The organism is Paracoccus aestuariivivens, assembly GCF_009711225.1.
In the GTDB taxonomy this organism is placed as follows: domain Bacteria; phylum Pseudomonadota; class Alphaproteobacteria; order Rhodobacterales; family Rhodobacteraceae; genus Paracoccus; species Paracoccus aestuariivivens.
Genome location: NZ_WMIE01000005.1, coordinates 215421 through 235891, shown reverse-complemented (window position 1 = coordinate 235891; position 20471 = coordinate 215421). Strand labels below are relative to the sequence as shown.

Here is a 20471-nt window from a genome sequence, read left to right as displayed (position 1 = left end):
ACCGGTCTTCAATGCGGGAACGGCCAGAGCCGTAGTTTTTCCTTTGTCAGCCGCCAAAGCCGTGCGAGGCCATGCGGTTCGACGATCAGGAAGAAAATGATCAGCGCTCCGACGATCATCAGCTCCAGATGCGCGGCCAGATCGGTCGGCCAACCCAACCGCGCGACCAGAACGTTCTTCAGAAACACCGGCAGCAGGACAAGGAAAGCCGCCCCCGCGAAGCTGCCGAAGATGCTGCCAAGGCCGCCGATGATGACCATAAAGAGGACAAGAAAGCTCTTGTTGATGCCGAATGCCTCGCTCGCCTCGGCCGCGCCCAGATAGACCGCGAACAGAAGCGCACCCGCGATGCCGATGAAAAAGCTGCTGACGGCAAAGGCCGAGAGTTTCGCGCTCAGCGGGTTCACCCCGATGATCTCAGCAGCGATGTCCATGTCGCGGATCGCCATCCATTTGCGCCCCACCGTTCCGCGCGTCAGGTTCCGCGCGACCCATGCCAGAACCACCGCAAAGACCAGACAAGTCAGGTATTTCGCCGAAGCCGAGGTCGCAGGCCCTGTCACTGCCCAGCCGAAGAAAGTCCGCTCGGGCGCGGTGATCTGACCCGAGGCCGAGTAGTTGTAAAACCACGGCACCTTGTTGAAGAGCCAGACCAGAAAGAACTGCGCTGCCAGCGTCGCGACCGCCAGATAGAAGCCCTTGATCCGCAGGCTGGGCAGACCAAACAGCATCCCGACCAGCGCCGTGATCAGCCCTGCCAACAGGATATGGACAAAGATCGGCACACCCGGAAAGGCCGTCATCAGCTTATAGACCGCATAGGCCCCGACCGCCATAAAGCCGCCCGTGCCAAGGCTGACCTGCCCCGCATAGCCCACCAGAATATTCAGCCCGATCGCTGCAATCGCGTAGATCAGGAACGGCACCAGCACCGCATTGGCCCAGTAGCTGTCGATAAAGAACGGCACGACCAGAAAGGCCACCGCCAGCAGCGCGTAATAGCCCCAGCGGTCCAGCCGGATCGGAAAGGTCTGGCCATCGTCGCGATAGCTCGTCTTGAAGTCGCCCGCTTCGCGATAGATCATCGCCTTCCCTCCTCAGACGCGCTCGATGATGCGCTCGCCGAACAGGCCTTGCGGCCTGAAGACGAGGAACAGCAGCGCCAGCACATAGGCGAACCAGTTCTCGGTCGCGCCGCCGACCATCGGGCCGATGAAATATTCAAACAGTTTCTCGCCCATGCCGATGATCAGCCCGCCAACGATCGCGCCGGGGATCGAGGTGAAGCCGCCAAGCATCAACACCGGCAGCGCCTTCAACGCGATCAAGGACAGGCTGAACTGCACACCGGATTTCGTGCCCCACATGATCCCCGCGACCAGCGCGACGAAACCGGCGATGGACCATACCATGATCCAGATGAAGCGTAGGCTGATCCCCACCGAAAGCGCGGCCTGATGATCATCTGCCACGGCCCGCATGGCGCGGCCCTGCTTGGTATATTGCGAGAAACCGACCAGAGCCGCGACCAGAGCCGCCGCAATCACCGTGGCCCAGATATCGAGCTTATCGATGAAGAAGCCATAGCCCAACCAGTCATTCGTCGCGGCCTCGATCCCGTCCGAGATGCCCTGCGGCAGGCCGACATCCAGAACCTTGACGTCCGCGCCCCACATCACGTCGCCCAAGCCTTCGAGGAACCAGGCCAGACCGATGGTCGCCATGAAAAGGATGATCGGCTCTTGCCCGACCAAATGTTTCAGCACGAGTTTTTCGACCGCGATCGCCAGTCCGACCATGATCAGCGCGGTCAGCGCGATCCCGAAGATTGCGGGGACGGTCCAACCGAAATGGCTGACATGGACGCCGAACATCGCGTTGATCAGATGGGCGAAGGGCACGCGGCCCTCCATGATGCCCACCAGCGTCATCGCCGCGAACAGCGCCATCACCCCTTGGGCATAGTTAAAAACGCCCGAGGCCTTGTAGATCAGCACGAAACCCAGCGCGACGAGGGCATACATCACCCCCGCCATCAGCCCGTTGACCAGCACCTCGCTTGCGTAAAGAAACTCCATCGCCCTACTCCTGCGAGACGCCAAGATAGGCGCTGATGACCTCGGGGTTGGCGCGCACCTCGTCGGGCGTGCCGTCGCCGATCTTGCGGCCGTAATCCATCACCACCACACGGTCGCTCAGGTCCATGACCACGCCCATGTCATGCTCGATCAGGGCAATAGTCGTGCCGAATTCGTCATTCACGTCGAGGATGAAGCGGCACATGTCCTCTTTCTCTTCGACATTCATTCCGGCCATCGGCTCGTCGAGCAGCAGGATGCGGGGCTCGGCCGCCAAGGCGCGGGCCAGTTCGACGCGCTTTTTCAGCCCGTAAGGCAGGCGGCCCACGGGCGTCTTGCGGATGTTCTGGATTTCAAGAAAGTCGATGATCTTCTCGACCTGCTCGCGGTTCTCGACCTCTTCGCGCTCGGCCCGACCCCACCAGATCGCCTGCGCCCACAAGGGCGCCTTCATACGGTTCAGCCTGCCGGTCATGATATTGTCCAGAACCGACATGCCGTCGAACAGCGCAATATTCTGGAAGGTGCGCGCCAGACCAAGACGCGCGACCTCATAGGGTTTCATCGGTGGGCGCCTCGCACCCTCGAACCAGATCTCGCCCTCTTGCGGGACATAGAAGCCCGAGATGACGTTCAACATCGAGGATTTGCCCGCCCCGTTCGGCCCGATGATCGCGCGGATCTCGCCCTCGCGGATGTCGAAGCTGATGTCCTTGATCGCCACCACCCCGCCAAAGCGCAGGGTGATGTTTTTCAGGTCCATCAGCACCGGACCGGTCCGGCGGCCATCGGTGGTGAATTCGCCAGTGAGTTCGGTAGCGGGCGTAGCAATCATGCGGACAACCAGACCCTTTCCAGCAGCGAAAGGCCGATATTGTAGGCGATCAGCGCCGCACCCCAGAGATGTGCCTTGCCAAAGGGCAAAGCAGGCCACAGGCGCGAGATCATCAAGACGCCAAAGACCGCGCCGATGGCGCTTGAAAAGACGTTGTAGACATGCGGCGGCAGGATCGAGGCCAGAAGCCATGCCAGTACCAGACCGGAGATCCCGAAGATGATGGCAAAGACATAAGCGGGTTTTTCAGAGGTCATGCTGCAATTCCCTTTGCTTTCACATGGTGAAGGGTGGGAGATACGAGCCGGGTATCCTCGATGTGCAATGTCGCCCGGATCTTGCCCTTGCGACCATCTTCGTAGGTGACTTCGGTTTCGGTAAAGACGTTTTCCGATCCGTCATAAAGCGCCGCGATCAGATCGGCATATTTGTCGGCAATGATATTGCGCCGAACCTTGCGGGTACGGGTCATCTCGCCGTCGTCTGGATCAAGTTCCTTATGCAGAACAAGGAAACGGCTGATCTGGCAGCCCGACAGCATCGGGTCTTCGGCAATTGAGGCATTGACCGCCTGCACATGGTCCTTGATCGTCGCATAGACCTGCGGATGCCCGGCCAATTCCTGATAGCTGGCATAGGCGATGTTGTTACGCTCAGCCCAATTACCGACGGCGGTCAGGTCGATATTGATGAAGGCGGTGCAGAAGTCGCGCCCCGCGCCAAAGACGACGGCCTCAAGGATGTTGGGATAGAATTTCAGCTTATTCTCGACATATTTCGGCGCGAACATGCGTCCGTCAGCCATCTTCCCGACATCCTTGGCGCGGTCGATAATGCGCAGATGTCCGGTCGCCTCTTCGAAAAAGCCCGCGTCTCCGGTTGCGACCCAACCCTCGGCGTCCTTGGTCGAGGCCGTGCTGTCGGGGTTCTTGAAATATTCGACGAACGTGCCGGGCGAGCGGTAGAACACTTCGCCATTCTCGGCGATCTTCAACTCGACCCCCGGCGACGGCACGCCCACCGTATCCGAGCGCACCTCGCCATCCGGTTGCTGGGTGATGAAAACCGAAGCCTCGGTCTGGCCGTAAAGCTGCTTCAGGTTGATCCCGAGGCTGCGATAGAAATCGAAGATCTCGGGCCCGATCGCCTCGCCCGCGGTGTAGCCGACGCGGATGCGGGAATAGCCCAGCGTATTCTTGAGCGGCCCAAAGATCAGGATATTGCCAAGTGCATAGCTGAGCCGGTCCAGAATTCCGACGGGTTTACCCTCGAGGATCTGCGGTCCGACGCGGCGCGCCACGGCCATGTAATGCTTGAACAGCCCGCGCTTGATGCGGCCCGCATCCTCCATCCGGATCATGACGCTGGTCAGTTGCCCCTCGAACACGCGCGGCGGAGCGAAGAAGTATGTCGGACCGATTTCGCGCAGGTCGGTCATCATCGTATGCGCGCCCTCGGGACAGCTGACCGTGAAGGCAGCCGAATAAGCCTGCCCCACCGAAAAGATGAAATCGCCGACCCATGCCATCGGCAGATAGGCCAAGGCCTCCTCACGCTCGGAAAGGTGGTCGAAATCGGCACTGTTTCTGGCGGTTTCGATGATATTGCGGTTCGAGAGCACCACTCCCTTGGGCTTGCCCGTCGTCCCCGAAGTGTACAGCATCACGCAGGTCGCGTCGTAATCCAGCGCGGCGATATGGCGGTCGAGTTCCGGGCCGAGCCGTTGCTCGGCGGCGCGACCCTCGGCCTGCACATCGGCCAAGGCGTTCATGCGGGAATGGTCGTATTTCCGCATCCCGCGCTTGTCGGTATAGATGATCTGCTCGACCGCCGGGGCTCGGGTTCCGACCTCGAGTACCTTGTCGACCTGTTCCTGATCGCCGCAAACCACAAAACGCGCGCCGCAATTTCCCAGCACATAGGCCATCTCGTCGGCGACGGCGTCCTGATACAGCGGCACCGGAATGGCTCCGCACATCTGGGCCGCGACCATCGACCAATAATGCATCGGGCGGTTGCGGCCGATAATGGCGACGTAATCACCGGGGCGAAGGCCAAGAACCAGAAAACCCAAAGCCAGCTCGCGAATCTCGCGCGCGGATTGCGCCCAGGTCCAGCTTTGCCAGATCCCGAATTCCTTTTCCCGATATGCTGTCCGCGTCCCGAATTGCGAGGCGTTGCGCGCCAGCAATGCGGGAATGGACTGCAAACCGGCATGGGCCGCCTGCGTCTTCTGCATGGTTCCTCCCTGTCCTTGGGGCTCCCCTCCCTTCGGACAATCTCAGCTTAGTTCAGCAATCCTTGCGCCAATTTTTCGAAAATCCTACGAATTGTTACAAGCTCAAGGCAAAGAGGTCTGATGATGCTTCCCGAGGACCGTCACGCCGAGTTGACCAGATCCGGCCTGAACCTGATCCAGCAGGCAATCTCGATCTTTGACGCGGACCTTAGGCTTGCCGTGGCCAACCGGCCCTATCAGGCGATGTTCGGTCTGCCGGATGCGCTGACCCGTCCGGGCGCAACCTTTCAGGACACGATCCGCTATCTGGTCGATCGTGGCGAATACGGCCCGCAAGACGACCCCGAGACCGCGATCCGCGAAAGGGTCGAGCAGGCCAAGACCTTCCAGCCCCACTACATGGAGCGCAAACGGGCCGACGGGCGCTGGATTTCGGTCGAGGGGGCGCCGCTGTCCCAAGGTGGCTGGATCGCCGTCTATACCGATATCACCCAGATCAAGCAGCACGAGGAATTGCGGCGGGCGCGATCCGAGGAACTGTCAGAACTTGTTCTGGACCATGCCGAGCGTCTGTCCGCCGCGAACCGCACCTTGGCCGCGACCAACGCCGCGCTGGAAGAAGCCAAGCGCATCCTGACCGAATCCGAGGCCCGCACCCGACAGGTCACCGCAATGGTTCCTGCCCATATCGCGCATATGGACCAGAACTACCGCTACACCTTTTCGAACAACCAGATCTCGACCGTGTTTCCGGGATCGGGCCGGTCGATCCTTGGCCGCGATGGCAACGAGGTGCTGGGACGCGAGACCTTCGACCGCATCCGCCCTTATATGGATCGCGCGATTGCCGGCCAACCCCAGGTGTTCGAGATCACCCATCCCCCTTCCGGACGGCGCATCCGCATCGCACTGACCCCCGACCAGATCGGGCGTGGCGCCTATATCCTGTCGACCGATGTCACCGCCGAGGTGCAATCGCGCGAGGCCATGACCCATGCCGCAAAGCGCGCCGTTGCAGCTCAGGTCACTTCGGGTATGGCGCATGATTTCGGCAATCTTCTGACCATCATTCTGGGCTTGCAAACCCGTCTATCGCGGGTCGGACTTCCCGCTGAACAGGCCGAGGACGTACAGGCAACGCTTGCCGCAGCAAGACGCGGCGCGACGCTGCTGGACGGTATCGCCACGCTGACCGGACGGCGGGAACACCATCCCCGCCCCGTCGATCTGGGACGGCTGCTCGAAGAACTGGCCGCCATGACCCGCCCGACCCTTGGCGCGGATGTGACGCTGACGATCAGCCCCGATCTACCGGCACAACCGCTGATGCTGGACCCCGGCGCGTTGCAGGATGCGCTGTTGAACCTGATCCTCAACGCAAGGGATGCCATGCAAGGTCAGGGCCGGATCACCCTGACCGCCCGCCCCGCCGGTCGTTGGCTTGAAATCGCGGTGACCGATTCCGGTCCCGGCTTCTCGCCCGAGGCGCTCAAGCGCGGAACCGAGCCGTTCTTTTCCACGAAAGGCGGACAGGGATCGGGGCTTGGCCTGCCGATGGTCTATGACCAGATCAAACTTGCCGGAGGAACGCTGCAACTGGCCAATGCCGGGGGCGCGCAGGTCACCATCCGGTTGCCTTGGCAAACGGCCAACCCGTTGCTGGTTCTGCTCGCCGATGACGATCCCGACATTCGCGCCACCATCCGCGAGATGTTGACCGCGCAGGGGCATTCCGTCATCGAGGCCGACAGCCTGTCCGAAGCCCGCGCCTTGTCCGACCTGCCGGATCTGGCGCTGATCCTGTCGGACCTACAGCTTGGCGACGGCTTGGGGACCGATCTTGGTGCGACGGGCCTGCCACTGATCCTGATGACGGCGCTGCCGGTCGGCGCTGCCCAAAGGGACGGGCTGCAATCTATCGTCTTGACCAAACCCTTTGATGAGGCCGAACTGGCCATTGCTCTTTTGAAGGTGACGGATGACTGACGACGCCCCGCTGATTGCGATCCTTGACGACGAACCGGAAATCCGTCGTCTGCTGTCGAATGCGCTGCAGGAAGCAGGCTTTCGCACGCAATGCTTCGCGCGCGCCACCGAGTTCGAGGCAGGTCTGCGCCGCATCCAGCCCGATGCCTGCCTGATCGATCTGGGCTTGCCGGATCGGGACGGGCTGGCATTGGTACATCGCTTGGCGCGCGATTCCGGCGCGGCGATCATCATCATCTCGGGTCGGGCGCAAGTGCAGGATCGGGTGACTGGCCTCGAGCTTGGCGCGGATGACTACATCATCAAACCTTTCGAGCCAGCCGAGGTCGTGGCCCGCATCCGCGCCCGCCTGCGCAAACCCGTCCGCGACAACGGCACGGGCCGCCAATTGATCCGCTTCGCCGGTTGGGCTGTCGATTTCGACCGCTACAGCCTGACCTCGCCCGAGGGGGTCGAAACCCCGATCAGCCATGCCGAAGCCGAAGTCCTGCGGATGTTTCTGGACAATCCGCGCCGCCTGATCTCGCGCACGCAGATGCTGGAAACATTGGGTGGCGCGGCGGGGGAAAGCTTTGATCGGGCCATGGACGTCCGCATCTCGCGCCTGCGGACCAAGCTGGGCGAAGACCCCAAAAGCCCGCGCCTGATCAAGACAATCTACGGTGCAGGCTACATCTTCCTGGCCGAACCTGCCTGATCCCGCTTGCGGCAGGGGCCGCCCCCGCTATCCTGCGCGCCACGAAAATGCGGGCATGCCCGCCTGCGCCACGAGGAAGCCATGCCCACCGTCTATATCCTGAACGGCCCGAACCTGAACCTGCTTGGTCAACGCCAGCCCGAGATCTACGGCAGCACCACACTGGCCGATGTCGAACAGTCCTGCACCGAGCTAGGTCGCGAACTGGGGTTGGAGATCCGTTTCTTCCAATCCAACCACGAAGGCGTCATCGTCGACACCATCCACGAGGCGCGTCACAAGGCCGATGCGATCGTGATCAATCCCGGTGCGCTTACCCATACCTCGGTCGCGATCCTCGATGCGCTGAACACCTTCGATGCGCCGGTGATCGAGGTCCATATCTCGAACATCCACAAACGCGAGAGCTTCCGCCATCACTCCTATGTCAGCCTGCGGGCCGAGGGGGTGATCGCAGGTCTGGGAACCAACGGCTATCTGCTGGCGCTTCGCCACCTTGCGCCGCTGATCGGCGCGGCGTGACGCGCTAGCCGAAGACCCCGCGCAAGGCAAGTTCCCGTGCGAGTGCCTCGGCTCCGGTGAAATGGATTGCATCCATGCCGACAGCGCGCGCGCCTTCGACATTCGCCGCGCTGTCGTCAATGAAGATGCAATCCTTGGCCTCGAGTCCGTTGCGCGCCATCAATAGCTGATAGATCGCCGCGTCGGGCTTGAGTTGCGCCACCTGCCCCGAGACGACGATATCCTTGAACACCGTGGCCAGACGCGGGTGCAGTTCCAGCGCCGCAGGCCATGTTTCCGCGGCCCAGTTTGTAATGGCATAAAGCGGCACGTCGCGGGTGGCCAGATCCTCGAGGATCTCCCAGCTTCCCGGAACGGTCTTTTCGATGGTGACAGGAAAGGCCGCCAGATAGCCTTTCAGATGCCGCGCGAGATCGCCGTGTTCGGCTTTGGCTGCGGCCAGCCCGTCGTCAAAACTGCGGCCACCATCCTGCAAGCGGTTCCAAGCCACAAAACCGATCTCGTGCATCCAGCTTTCGGCGGCGTCGCGGGTGGTAAAGACATCGGCAAAGGCCAGCGCCGCATCCCATTCGATCAGGACCGCGCCCAGATCGAAAATCACATGTTTCGTCGCCGTCATTTCCCGAACTCCGATGCCGCCGCCATTTGTCCGCGCAAACTGAATCAGCCGCTCCTTGTGGTCAAGTCAGCGGTAGAAATGGAAATGCCACGGGACGCGGGTCCCGTGGCACGAAGTCTTGCGATGCAGCGCGAAATCAGCCGCGCAGATCTTCCGGCAGCAGGGCTTCCGGGAAGTTCTGGTAGCTGACCGGACGCAGGAAGCGACGGATCGACAGCGTACCGACCGAGGTCGCGCCGAAGTTCGTCGAAGCCGGATACGGCCCGCCATGCACCATCGAGTCGACAACTTCCACGCCGGTCGGGAAACCGTTGACCATCACGCGGCCAGCCTTGCGCTCGAGGATCGGGCGAAGTTTCAGCGCGTCGTCCAGATCGCCCGCATCCATGTGCAGGGTCGTGGTCAGCTGACCTTCGAAACCTTTCGCCAGTTTCACCATCTCGTCCACGTCAGCGACGCGCACAACCAGACCAAGCGGGCCGAAGACTTCTTCACCCAGCGCATGGTCCTGCAGATAGGCTTCGGCGGTGGTTTCATAGAGGTTCGGGTTGGCAACGCGGTCAGCCGACTCGGTCGTATAGACCGGAGTCACCGAGTTGCGCGACTCGAAGCGCTCTTTGCCATCGCGGTAGGCTTTCGCGATACCGTCGGTCAGCATGGTCTGCGCGCCGACTTTTTCCAGACCCGCTTTGGCAGCGGCGGTGTAACGGTCGGCATCCGGACCGTCGATCACGACCGAAATGCCCGGATTGGTGCAGAACTGGCCTGCGCCCATGGTCAGCGAACCGGCCCAACCGGTGCCCAGTTCTTCGGCGCGGGCAGCCATGGCTTCCGGCAGCAGGAACATCGGGTTGACCGAGCCCAGCTCGCCGAAGAAGGGGATCGGCTCGGGGCGCTGCGCACACAGATCGAACAGCGCACGGCCACCAGCCAGCGAGCCGGTGAAGCCGACCGCCTTGATGAACGGGTGCTGGACCAGTGCCGTGCCGACGTCGCGGCGACCGCCCTGGATCAGGCTGAAGACGCCCGGATGCAGACCGCATTTCGCGATTGCTGCGGCGACGGCTTCGGCAACGATCTCGCCGGTGCCGGGATGGGCCGAGTGACCTTTGACGACGACGGGGCAACCAGCGGCCAGAGCGGCTGCGGTGTCACCACCAGCCGTCGAGAATGCCAGCGGGAAGTTCGAGGCACCGAAAACGGCAACCGGACCGATGGGACGCTCGACAAGGCGCAGTTCCGGACGCGGTGCCGGTTTGCGGTCGGGCATAGCCGCGTCGAAGCGGCGGTCAAGGTAGTCGCCCTTGCGGATGTGGCTTGCGAACAGACGCAACTGGCCGGTGGTGCGGCCACGCTCGCCTTGCAGGCGGGCTTCCGGCAGGCCGGTTTCCTGGCTGCCGATCTGGGTGATCGCATCGGCACGGGCTTCGATCTCGTCCGCGATGGCTTCAAGGAACAGCGCACGCTCTTCGCGCGAGCTGTAGCCGTAGCTCCAGAACGCGTCTTCGGCGGCTTCACAGGCGCGGTTCACCAGATCGACGGTGCCGACGCTGAACGAATGCACCGGTCCGGTGGCCGGTTCGGATTGGAAAGTCTGCTCGGTCGCGACCCATTCGCCAGCGATCAGATGTTTGCCATGAGGGGTGAAGGTCATTGGGGGAGGTCCTCCGTTTGGTCGGGCTCTATTTGGCATCTTGGTATACCGGTCGCAAGTCGCATGACCAAATCTGCGGCTTCTTCGCCCAGATTGCCTATGTTAGGGCTGGCACAAACAAGGATGTGGACGCCACGATGAAGATCACAGTCGCAGGCTTGGGCTATGTCGGGATGTCAATTGGCGTCCTACTTGCCCAGCACAACAAGGTCGTTGCGCTGGATATCAACAAATCCCGCGTCGATCAGGTCAACGCCCGACGCTCTCCGATCGAAGACCACGAGATCGCAAGGTTTCTGGCCGACAAGCCCCTTGATCTTGAAGCAACCACCGATGCCGCCGAGGCGCTGACCGGCGCGAACTTTGTCGTGATCGCCACGCCGACGAATTACGACACCCGCACGAACCATTTCGACACATCCAGCGTGCAGCGCGTCATAGGGCTTGCTAGGGAATACGCGCCGAATGCGACAATCGTCGTGAAATCGACCGTTCCCGTTGGTTTCGCGACCGAAATGCGGACGCAGTTCGACTATGCGGGGATCATGTTCTCGCCCGAATTCCTACGCGAGGGCCGCGCGCTTTATGACAACCTTTATCCCTCGCGCATCGTTGTCGGCGATGACACGCCGCAAGCGCATCAATTCGCCGATCTTCTGGTCGAAGGCGCCGTCAGCAAGGACATGCCCGTGCTGTTTACCGGCGCGGTCGAGGCCGAGGCCATCAAGCTGTTCTCGAACACCTATCTTGCGCTGCGCATCGCCTATTTCAACGAACTCGACAGCTACGCATTGTCGCGCGGGCTGAACACCCGCGACATCATCGAGGGCGTCGGTCTGGACCCACGCATCGGCGCTCACTACAATAACCCGAGTTTCGGCTATGGCGGATACTGCCTGCCAAAGGATGCCAAACAGCTTTTGGCCAATTATGATCAGGTGCCGCAGCAATTGATCGCGGCGGTCGTCGAATCAAACCGCACCCGCAAGGACTTTATCGCCGATGAAATCATCGCCCGCCGTCCGAAACTGGTCGGCGTCTACCGGCTTGTGATGAAGGCAGGCTCGGACAATTTCCGCGACAGCTCGATCCAGGGCATCATGAAACGGATCAAGGCCAAGGGCATTCCCTGTATCGTCTATGAGCCCGCGCTGGCCGAGGAAGATTTCTTCCAAAGTCCGGTCGTGCGCAACCTTGCGAGGTTCAAGGAACAGTCGGATCTGATCATCGCCAACCGGATGAGTCCCGATCTGCTGGATGTCGAAGGCAAGGTCTACACCCGCGACCTTTATGGGGTAGATTGATGCGAGTCCTCGTTACCGGATCGGCCGGTTTCATCGGCTATCACCTGTCCGAACTACTGTTGGCCGAAGGAAACGACGTCATCGGACTGGATGCCCATGACGTCTATTACGACCCCGCGCTGAAAGAAGCCCGCGAGGCGCGACTGCGCCAGCATCCCCGCTTCACCGCAATTCATGCCCGCGTCGAGGAGCCCGATGTGCTGGCCGATATCTTTGCCACGCATCGTCTCGATCTGGTCGTCCATCTGGCCGCACAAGCCGGAGTCCGGCATTCGATCGACAATCCCCGCGCCTATCTGCAATCGAACCTGATCGGCACGTTCGAACTGCTCGAAGCCGCGCGCGCCCATCCGCCAAGGCACCTGCTGCTGGCCTCGACCAGTTCGGCATATGGCGCGAACACAAGGATGCCCTACCGCGAGACGGATAAGGCCGATCTGCAGATGTCGTTCTACGCGGCTTCGAAAAAGTCGACCGAAGCCATGGCGCATAGCTACTCGCATCTGTTCGGCCTGCCGGTGACGATGTTCCGCTTTTTCACGGTTTATGGGCCTTGGGGGCGTCCGGACATGGCTCCGTGGCTGTTCACGAGCGCGATTCTGGCTGGCAAGCCGATCAGGGTGTTCAATCACGGCGACATGCGGCGCGACTTTACCTATGTCACTGATCTGGTCCGTGCGATCCGGCTTCTGATGGATACGGTTCCCGGCGATACTCCGGTCGGGCCCGAGGATAGCCTGTCCTCGGTCGCGCCTTTCCGCGTCGTGAATATCGGCAATGGCGCACCGGTCGAACTGCTGGATTTCATCGCCGCATTCGAAGCCGCGACAGGTCGGGAAGCGATCAAGGATCTGCTGCCCATGCAGCCGGGCGACGTTCCCGCGACATGGGCCGATACCACGCTTTTGCGCAGCCTGACGGGTTATGCGCCCGAAACGCAGGTGCGTGAGGGCGTGGCGGCCTATGTGGACTGGTTCCGCAGCTATTATCTTTGACCTCTTGCGGGTCGCGCCGGCTGGCCTTAGATTATCAGCACAATTTCTACACTTGGGGAGTCCCGCGACGGGGCTGAGAGGTGCAAGGCACCGACCCATCGAACCTGATCCGGGTCATGCCGGCGTAGGGAAGGGTAGAGTGCCGCATTCGGGCCATCCTTGGCCATAATCGGCGCATATCCCCCGAACTGCCTGACCCGCTTTTGATGAAAGGCGGGCCATGTCTCATCCCATCGCACTGACCATTGCCGGTTCGGACAGTGGCGGCGGCGCAGGTATTCAGGCGGACCTGAAAAGCTTTTCGGCTATGGAGGTCTATGGCGCATCCGTGATCACGGCGATCACCGCGCAGAACACCCGCACCGTGGCCGCAGTCGAATCCGTCAGCCCCGCGATGGTCGCAGCCCAGATCGACGCGGTATTCGGCGATCTGGACGTGCGTGCGGTCAAGATCGGCATGGTCGGCGGGCCAGACGTCATCACAACGGTCGCGGAACGGCTGGAAGCCCATTTGCGCACCAATGCGGTTCCCGTGGTGCTGGATCCCGTGATGGTCGCGAAATCGGGTGATGCACTGCTGCCGGATCTTGCCGTCACCGCCCTGCGCGACCGCCTGATCCCTTTGGCAACCGTCCTGACCCCGAACCTACCCGAAGCCGCGCGGCTGCTGGAATGTGCGCCCGCCGAAACGCCGGAACAACTGGCCGAACAAGGCGAGGCGCTGCGGGCGCTTGGCGCGACCTATGTCCTGATGAAGGGCGGACATGCCTCGGGCGAGGTTTGCACCGACCTTCTGATCGGACCGACACCCTTGACCCTTTCCGTTGCGCGCCAAATCACGCGCAACACTCACGGCACCGGATGCTCGTTGTCATCCGCCATCGCCGCCGGACTGGCTTCGGGCCAGACCGTCACCGAGGCCGTCACGAACGCGCATCGCTGGTTACAGGGTGCCATTGCCGCCGCCGACGAACTGGCGGTCGGGCTGGGCCATGGCCCGGTCCACCACTTCCACGAGCTATGGGGGAAATCATGACCCAAATCACCATTCTCGGCGCGGGCGTTATGGGCCTTGCGATTGCGACCGAACTGGCCGCGCGCGGCCTGCGTCCACGCCTTATCGACCCCGCCGGAAAACCCGGCTCGCATGCGTGCAGTTGGCGGGCTGGCGGGATGCTTGCCCCCTATTGCGAGGCCGAAAGCGCCGAACCTGTCGTCGTCCGCCTTGGCCTTGACGCGATCGGCTGGTGGCAGGCCAACGGTGCCGAAGTGACCCATCGCGGGACGCTGGTGCTGGCCCCCTCGCGCGACAAGGCCGAATTGGACCGCTTTGCCCGCATGACGGAAACCCACCAAGCGGTCAGCGGAGCCGAGATCTCGACGCTTGAACCCGAGTTGGATGGCCGCTTCCAGCGGGGACTTTTCTTCGGCACCGAGGCACACCTGAATCCGCGCAAGGCTTTGGTCACACTGCGCGACCGTTTGGCCGAGCAGGGCATCGAGATCGAAGCCGAAGGCGCTCCGACCGGCATGGTCGTGGATGCACGAGGGCTGAGCGCGCGCGACGAGTTGACCGACCTTCGCGGCGTTCGCGGCGAGATGCTGGTCCTGCGCTGCCCCGAGGTGAACCTGACCCGCACCGTCCGTTTGCTGCATCCGCGCATCCCGCTTTACGTCGTGCCGCGCGGCGATGGCGTCTACATGATCGGCGCGACCATGCTTGAAACCGGCGGAAAATACCGCGTCACCGCACGTTCCGCCGTCGAAATGCTGTCTGCCGCCTATGCGCTGCATCCCGGATTTGCCGAGGCCGAGATCCTTGAACTGGGATCGGATGCCCGCCCCGCCTTCCCCGACAACCTGCCCCGCCTCCGCCGACGCGGGAACACGCTGTTCGCCAATGGTCTATACCGCCACGGCTACCTGTTGGCACCTGCGGTAGCCCGCATGGCCGCCGAATACATCACCACGGGCGAGAAACCGGAGTTCATGGATGAAGATCACCCTTAACGGAGTTCCGCGCGACCTGAACGGCCCGACCGTGCAGCAGGCGCTGACCGAGATCGGCTTGGGTCAGGCCAAGGTGGCCACCGCGCTGAACGGAGATTTCCTGCCCGCAGGAATCCGGACCACGACTACGCTCAAGGACGGGGACGCGTTGGAAGTCGTCGCCCCCATGCAAGGAGGCTGACATGCCGCAATTCTACGGAACCCATGTCGAAAGCCCACTGATGCTGGGCACGGCGCAATACCCCTCGCCCGCGATCATGGCCGAGGCCTTCCGTGCCTCGGGCGCGGGCATCGCCACCGTCAGCCTGCGCCGCGAGGGCGGGCAAGGTCAGGATTTCCACGCCTTGATCAAGGGGCTCGGCGTTCCCGTCCTGCCCAATACCGCAGGTTGCCACTCCGTGCGCGAGGCCGTGACCACTGCCCAGATGGCGCGCGAATTGTTCGACACGCCTTGGATCAAACTTGAGGTCATCCGCGACGATGACACGCTTTGCCCCGACGTGATCGCGCTTGTCGAGGCCGCGAAGATCCTTGCCGATGACGGCTTTCAGGTCTTTCCCTATTGCACCGAGGATCTGTCCGTTTGCGGGCGGCTTCTTGACGCGGGCTGCGAGGTGCTGATGCCTTGGGGCGCGCCCATCGGCTCGGGTCGAGGGCTGAACAATCCCTACGGGCTGCGCAGTCTGCGCGCGCATTTCCCCGATGTGCCTTTGGTCGTCGATGCGGGGATCGGCCTGCCCAGCCACGCGGCCCAAGCGATGGAGCTTGGTTTTGACGCTGTGCTGCTGAACACTGCCGTCGCCAAGGCGGGCGATCCCGTCGCCATGGCCCGCGCTATGGCCTTGGCCATCGAGGCAGGCCAACTGGCTCATGCCGCGAACCCGATCGAGGCGCGGGATATGGCCGCGCCCTCGACCCCCCTATTCGGCATGGCGGTGCTTGGATGAGCTTTCCCCGTTTCTATCCGATCTTCGACAATACCGGCTGGCTGAGGCGCGCTTTACCCCTTGGCGTCAAGCTGGTGCAGATCCGCATCAAGGACCTGCCGCCCGAGGCCCTGTTGGCCGAACTGACGCTGGCCCGCGATCTTTGCCGCGAGCATGGTGCGACGCTGGTGGTCAATGACCATTGGCGCGAGGCCATCGATCTGGGTTGCGATTTCATCCATCTGGGGCAAGAGGATCTGGACGTGGCCGACATCACCGCGATCCGGCGCGCAGGCCTCCGGCTGGGGCTTTCGACCCATGACAATGCGGAACTCGACCGCGCCTTGTCCTTCGGCCCCGAATATATCGCGCTGGGTCCGGTCTGGCCGACGATCCTGAAGAAGATGAAATGGGAACAGCAAGGGCTAGAGCGCGTAAGCGAATGGAAGCGCCTTGTCGGTGATACGCCTCTGGTCGCGATCGGGGGCATGACGCCCGAACGCGCCGCGCTGGCGTTTGAGGCCGGAGCCGATATCGCATCCGCTGTGACCGACATCACCCTGAACCCCGACCCCGAGGCCCGCATCCGCGAATGGCTGAAGGTCGCCGCATGAACCGCTTTGCCCGCCAGATGATCCTGCCCGAGGTCGGAGCCGACGGGCAGGCACGGATTGGCTCCGCCCATGTTCTGATCGTCGGAGCCGGTGGCCTTGGCGTACCGGCCCTGCAATATCTTGCGGGAGCTGGCATCGGACGCATCACCCTGATCGACCCCGATCTGGTCGAGGAAACCAACCTTCACCGCCAGCCGCTGTATCGCATGAAGGATCTTGGTAAGCCCAAGGTCCGCGCTGCTGCCAAGGCTGTCGCTCGGCTGAACCCCGATGTCAGAATTACGGCGCTGGTTGATCGACTGACACCGGCCAATGCTCCGGCGCTGGTCTGGGAAGCCGATGTCGTGCTGGATTGCGCCGACAGCTACGCCGCCAGTTATACGCTGTCAGATGCATGTCTGGCGGTCGGCAAGCCGCTGATCTCGGCCTCTGCCTTGGGCATGTCTGGCTATGTCGGCGGCTTTTGCGGCACCGCGCCCAGCCTGCGAGCCCTGTTCCCCGATCCGCCCGATAGCGGACAGACATGCGCGACTGCCGGCGTGTTGGGTCCGGTTGTCGGGATGCTGGGTTGCCTGCAAGCGCAGATGACGCTGGGGGTGATCCTTGGGCTTGCGCCCTCGCTCTTGGGTCAGTTTACGCGGCTCGAAAACGGTCGTTTCACCCAATTCCGCTTTGACAACGCCCCCGAGGCCGACGGCCCGCGCTTCATCGCGCGCGACCAGATCCGCGACGGCGACATGGTCATCGACCTGCGCCCCGAAGACGAAGCGCCGCGCAAGGCGACACCCGACGCGCTGCGCATCCCCGGCTATGGCGAAACCGGACCCCTTCCCGAAACGGGCCAACGTATCGTGCTGGCCTGCCGCTCTGGCCTGCGCTCGTGGCGCGCGGCCGACCAGCTTGCCCGCCGATGGTGCGGCGAAATCACCCTTCTGGCTCTTGGAGACGACACGGAATGAAGCACCTGATCCCCGCCGCCTTGCTGGCGCTGATCTCTCAACCCGCATTGGCCGCCGACAAGGTCACGCTGATGCTGGATTGGTTCGTGAACCCCGACCACGCCCCCATCATCGTCGCGCAGGAGAAGGGCTTCTTCAAGGACGAGGGCCTTGAGGTCGAGGTCGTCGCCCCCGCCGATCCCTCGGACCCACCGAAACTGGTCGCGGCCGGCAAGGCGGATTACGCGATCAGCTACCAGCCACAACTGCATCTGCAGGTCCACGAGGGGCTGCCGCTGAAACGCGTCGGAACGCTGATCGCGACGCCGCTGAACTGCCTGATGGTCAAGGCCGATGGTCCGGTCCAGAAGATCGAGGACCTCAAGGGCAAGAAGATCGGCTATTCGGTTTCCGGCGTCGAGGAGGCTCTGGTCGGCCAGATCCTGAAAACCGCGGGGCTGGGCATGTCCGATGTGGAGATGGTCAACGTCAACTGGTCGCTGTCGCCGTCGCTGATCGCCGGTCAGGTCGATGCCACCATCGGCGGCTACCGCAATTTCGAACTGACCCAGATGCGTCTGGAAGGCGCGGAAGGACGCTGCTTCTTTGTCGAGGAGCAAGGCGTGCCGACCTATGACGAACTGATCTTCGTCGCGAACCCCGCCACTCTGGACACCGAACGCACCGCCCGTTTCCTGCACGCGGTCGAGCGTGGCGCGCAATACATGGTCAACCACCCTGACGAGGCATGGGAACTGTTCTCGGGCACTGCGCCCGACCTGAAGGACGAGTTGAACGCCGAGGCGTGGAAGCAAACCCTGCCCCGCTTTTCGCAAAGCCCCGCCGCGCTGGATCAGGGCCGCTATGCGCATTTCGAGACGTTCCTGAAGGAAGCCGGACTGATCGACAGCGTCCTGCCGGTATCGGATCTGGCGATCGACGTAGGTGCAAAGTGAGCTACGGTCAGGCATTCGAGCTATGGCGTCAGGCGTCCCAACCCGATTGGGACGCCTATACCCACCACCCCTTTGTCGAAGGATTGCGCGACGGGACGTTGCCCCGCGCCGATTTCCTGACCTATTTGGTGCAGGACTATCTGTTCCTGATCAACTTTTCCCGCGCATGGGCTTTGGCGGTGGTCAAGGCGGGCGATCTGGACGAGATGCGCGCCTGTTCGGCCACGGTCCACACCTTGCTCGACCACGAGATGTCGCTGCATGTCCAGACCTGCTCTGCCGCCGGAATCGATATCGAGGCGATGGTCAACACGCCCGAGGCCATGACCAATATCGCCTATACGCGATACGTCATGGATGCGGGCCTGTCGGGCGATTTTCTGGACCTGCTGGCCGCGCTGATGCCCTGCGTGCTGGGCTATGGCGAGATCGGCTTGCGGCTGGCGCGCGACTGTGTGCCGGACACACCCTATCGCGAATGGATCGATACCTATGCTGGCGCAGACTACCAGACCGCCTGTGCCGAGGCGGGCGCGTTGCTGGATAGCGCGATCCGCAAACGTCTGGGCAACCAGCCTGAAGCCAGCCCTCGCTGGGCCATGCTGACCAAACGCTTCGCCACCGCCACAAGGCTGGAGGTCGCGTTCTGGGATCTGGGCCGCGCATGAGCGCCGCCGCGATTGTCCGTGGGCGGGCTTGGGTGGGCGACACCGCCCTGTTCGCGCCGGTCGATCTGGAACTGGGCACGACGGGATGGACCTGTCTTCTGGGGCCGTCGGGGGTGGGCAAATCCACCATCCTGCGGCTGATCGCGGGGCTGGAAACCGGCGCGCGCTTCGAAGGGCGGGTGGAAACCAACCGCCCCGTCGCCCTCATGGCCCAAGACCCCGGCCTGATCGGCTGGCTGGATGTGACGGGCAACGTCACGCTGGGGGCAAGGCTGCGCGGCGAAAACCCAGATCCGGCCCGCGCCGAAACTCTGATCAAGGCAGTCGGTCTGGCCGACCGTGCCCATCACCTTCCCTCGAACCTGTCAGGAGGGCAGCGCCAGCGCGTGGCCCTTGCGCGGACCCTGTTCGAGGACCGGCCTCTGGTCCTGCTGGACGAGCCGTTCTCGGCGCTGGATGCGCGGACGCGGGCCCAGATGCAGGATCTTTCTGCGCACTTGCTGGACGGCCGCACCGTACTTCTGGTCACGCACGACCCCGCCGAGGCCGCCCGTCTGGGCGACCGCATCGTGCTTTTGCGCGAGGATGGTCTGACCGAATGGTCTGTCCCGACCCGACGTCCCGATGCCGCCGCCCGCCCCTATGACGCGCCCGAGGTTCTGGCCCTTCAGGCCGATCTGATGCGGGGGATGATGGCATGAGGACGGTCCTTGCCTTGATCGTCACCGTCCTTGCGCTGTGGCAGGGCGTGATCTGGCTGGCTGGAATGCCGCCATTCCTGCTGCCCTCGCCCATATCCGTCGCCGAGGCGCTATGGATCAACCGCGCCGAGATCACCCGCCATGCCGGTTACACCTTAGCCGAGGTTGCACTGGGCTTCGTCCTTGGCTCGGCGCTTGGGGCGGCGCTGGCCGTCGCGATGGGCTTCTCGGCTAAGCTGACGGCTGTGCTGCGCCCGATCCTGACATTCAGCCAGACAATTCCGGTATTCGCGCTGGCGCCAATCCTGACCCTGTGGCTGGGTTTCGGCATGGCCCCCAAGATCGCGGTGACGGTGTTGATCGTGTTCTTTCCGGTCTGTTCGGCATTTCTGGACGGGCTGGCCCGGACGCCACAGGCCGCGCTGGACCTGGCACAGGTCATGGGGGCCTCACGCGGCCGGATCATGCGCCATCTGCGCATTCCTGCCGCCTTGCCCTATCTGGCGACGGGGTTGCGGCTGGCAGCAGTCTACGCGCCCATCGGTGCGGTCATCGGCGAATGGGTCGGAGGCGCGCGTGGCCTTGGTGCGCTGATGATCCACGCCAACGGACGGATGAAGACCGATCTGGTCTTTGCCGCGTTGCTGGTTCTATCGGTGATGACGGTCGTTTTCGCGCGTCTGGTCGCGATCGCTGTGGCGCGGCTCTGGCGGCGCTACGCGGTTTGAA

Annotated in this window: 22 protein-coding genes and 1 riboswitch; of the genes, 15 read left to right on the top strand and 7 right to left on the bottom strand. The window is 62.8% G+C overall.

Going from position 1 to position 20471, the window contains the following annotated elements:
* Positions 1–8 precede the first annotated feature (8 nt).
* Genes GL286_RS11400 through GL286_RS11380 form a run of 5 tightly spaced genes read right to left on the bottom strand, consistent with a single transcriptional unit; the run spans position 9 to position 5152 of the window.
* On the bottom strand, positions 9–1085 hold the full coding sequence (locus GL286_RS11400; protein WP_155095685.1) for a branched-chain amino acid ABC transporter permease: 1077 nt from the start codon (positions 1083–1085) through the stop codon (positions 9–11).
* Positions 1086–1097: 12 nt separating this feature from the next.
* Complete coding sequence (locus GL286_RS11395) at positions 1098–2078, bottom strand: branched-chain amino acid ABC transporter permease (RefSeq protein ID WP_155095684.1); 981 nt, start codon at positions 2076–2078, stop codon at positions 1098–1100.
* Positions 2079–2082: 4 nt separating this feature from the next.
* Positions 2083–2913 carry an ABC transporter ATP-binding protein gene (locus GL286_RS11390; RefSeq protein WP_155095683.1) on the bottom strand — a complete coding sequence of 277 codons (831 nt, stop codon included), beginning with the start codon at positions 2911–2913 and terminating at the stop codon, positions 2083–2085.
* Positions 2910–3170 carry a hypothetical protein gene (locus GL286_RS11385; RefSeq protein WP_155095682.1) on the bottom strand — a complete coding sequence of 87 codons (261 nt, stop codon included), beginning with the start codon at positions 3168–3170 and terminating at the stop codon, positions 2910–2912. Before GL286_RS11385 ends, GL286_RS11390 begins: the two co-directional genes overlap by 4 nt.
* Positions 3167–5152 (bottom strand): AMP-binding protein, encoded by a 1986-nt coding sequence (locus tag GL286_RS11380; protein ID WP_155095681.1) that lies wholly within the window; start codon positions 5150–5152, stop codon positions 3167–3169. Before GL286_RS11380 ends, GL286_RS11385 begins: the two co-directional genes overlap by 4 nt.
* A gap of 120 nt (positions 5153–5272) precedes the next feature.
* Between GL286_RS11380 and GL286_RS11375 the strand changes: the two genes are divergently transcribed.
* The 3 genes from GL286_RS11375 to aroQ all read left to right on the top strand — a co-directional run bounded on the left by GL286_RS11375 (position 5273) and on the right by aroQ (position 8357).
* The gene (locus GL286_RS11375; RefSeq protein ID WP_155095680.1) at positions 5273–7138 is read left to right on the top strand and encodes a PAS-domain containing protein; all 1866 of its coding nucleotides are present in this window, start codon (positions 5273–5275) and stop codon (positions 7136–7138) included.
* Positions 7131–7835, top strand: coding sequence for a response regulator transcription factor (locus GL286_RS11370; protein ID WP_155095679.1), 705 nt, complete (start codon positions 7131–7133; stop codon positions 7833–7835). Before GL286_RS11375 ends, GL286_RS11370 begins: the two co-directional genes overlap by 8 nt.
* Before the next feature lie 81 nt (positions 7836–7916).
* Positions 7917–8357, top strand: a complete 441-nt coding sequence (gene aroQ / locus GL286_RS11365) for a type II 3-dehydroquinate dehydratase (RefSeq protein WP_155095678.1) — start codon at positions 7917–7919, stop codon at positions 8355–8357.
* Between the two features lie 4 nt (positions 8358–8361).
* Here the strand turns inward: aroQ and GL286_RS11360 are convergent, their stop codons facing one another.
* Both GL286_RS11360 and GL286_RS11355 read right to left on the bottom strand, forming a co-directional pair.
* Entirely contained in the window at positions 8362–8976 is a 615-nt protein-coding gene (locus GL286_RS11360; protein WP_155095677.1) for an HAD family hydrolase, read from the bottom strand.
* Between the two features lie 136 nt (positions 8977–9112).
* Entirely contained in the window at positions 9113–10630 is a 1518-nt protein-coding gene (locus tag GL286_RS11355; protein ID WP_155095676.1) for an aldehyde dehydrogenase (NADP(+)), read from the bottom strand.
* A 137-nt stretch (positions 10631–10767) separates the two neighbouring features.
* On the opposite strand from GL286_RS11355, the gene GL286_RS11350 reads away from it, so the two are divergent.
* From GL286_RS11350 to GL286_RS11295, 12 genes are all read left to right on the top strand, one after another.
* Positions 10768–11934 carry a nucleotide sugar dehydrogenase gene (locus GL286_RS11350; protein WP_155095675.1) on the top strand — a complete coding sequence of 389 codons (1167 nt, stop codon included), beginning with the start codon at positions 10768–10770 and terminating at the stop codon, positions 11932–11934.
* Positions 11931–12929, top strand: a complete 999-nt coding sequence (locus GL286_RS11345) for an NAD-dependent epimerase/dehydratase family protein (RefSeq protein ID WP_155095674.1) — start codon at positions 11931–11933, stop codon at positions 12927–12929. The genes GL286_RS11350 and GL286_RS11345 overlap by 4 nt, the downstream gene beginning before the upstream one ends.
* Positions 12930–12972: 43 nt before the next feature.
* A riboswitch (TPP riboswitch) is annotated at positions 12973–13077 on the top strand.
* Positions 13078–13149: 72 nt separating this feature from the next.
* Positions 13150–13965, top strand: coding sequence for a bifunctional hydroxymethylpyrimidine kinase/phosphomethylpyrimidine kinase (gene thiD / locus GL286_RS11340; RefSeq protein ID WP_155095673.1), 816 nt, complete (start codon positions 13150–13152; stop codon positions 13963–13965).
* Positions 13962–14939, top strand: coding sequence for an FAD-dependent oxidoreductase (locus tag GL286_RS11335; protein ID WP_155095672.1), 978 nt, complete (start codon positions 13962–13964; stop codon positions 14937–14939). Before thiD ends, GL286_RS11335 begins: the two co-directional genes overlap by 4 nt.
* Complete coding sequence (gene thiS / locus GL286_RS11330) at positions 14923–15120, top strand: sulfur carrier protein ThiS (protein ID WP_155095671.1); 198 nt, start codon at positions 14923–14925, stop codon at positions 15118–15120. The genes GL286_RS11335 and thiS overlap by 17 nt, the downstream gene beginning before the upstream one ends.
* A gap of 1 nt (position 15121) precedes the next feature.
* On the top strand, positions 15122–15886 hold the full coding sequence (locus GL286_RS11325) for a thiazole synthase (RefSeq protein ID WP_155095670.1): 765 nt from the start codon (positions 15122–15124) through the stop codon (positions 15884–15886).
* Complete coding sequence (locus GL286_RS11320; protein ID WP_155095669.1) at positions 15883–16479, top strand: thiamine phosphate synthase; 597 nt, start codon at positions 15883–15885, stop codon at positions 16477–16479. The genes GL286_RS11325 and GL286_RS11320 overlap by 4 nt, the downstream gene beginning before the upstream one ends.
* A complete protein-coding gene (locus GL286_RS11315) occupies positions 16476–17438 on the top strand; it encodes a HesA/MoeB/ThiF family protein (protein WP_170295150.1) in 963 nt (320 codons plus the stop codon). The genes GL286_RS11320 and GL286_RS11315 overlap by 4 nt, the downstream gene beginning before the upstream one ends.
* On the top strand, positions 17435–18373 hold the full coding sequence (locus GL286_RS11310; protein WP_155095667.1) for an ABC transporter substrate-binding protein: 939 nt from the start codon (positions 17435–17437) through the stop codon (positions 18371–18373). The genes GL286_RS11315 and GL286_RS11310 overlap by 4 nt, the downstream gene beginning before the upstream one ends.
* Positions 18370–19041: a thiaminase II gene (gene tenA, locus GL286_RS11305; protein ID WP_170295149.1), complete on the top strand. Its 672-nt coding sequence runs from the start codon at positions 18370–18372 to the stop codon at positions 19039–19041. Before GL286_RS11310 ends, tenA begins: the two co-directional genes overlap by 4 nt.
* Positions 19038–19742, top strand: coding sequence for an ABC transporter ATP-binding protein (locus tag GL286_RS11300; RefSeq protein WP_155095666.1), 705 nt, complete (start codon positions 19038–19040; stop codon positions 19740–19742). Before tenA ends, GL286_RS11300 begins: the two co-directional genes overlap by 4 nt.
* The gene (locus tag GL286_RS11295; protein ID WP_155095665.1) at positions 19739–20470 is read left to right on the top strand and encodes an ABC transporter permease; all 732 of its coding nucleotides are present in this window, start codon (positions 19739–19741) and stop codon (positions 20468–20470) included. Before GL286_RS11300 ends, GL286_RS11295 begins: the two co-directional genes overlap by 4 nt.
* Position 20471: the final 1 nt, after the last annotated feature.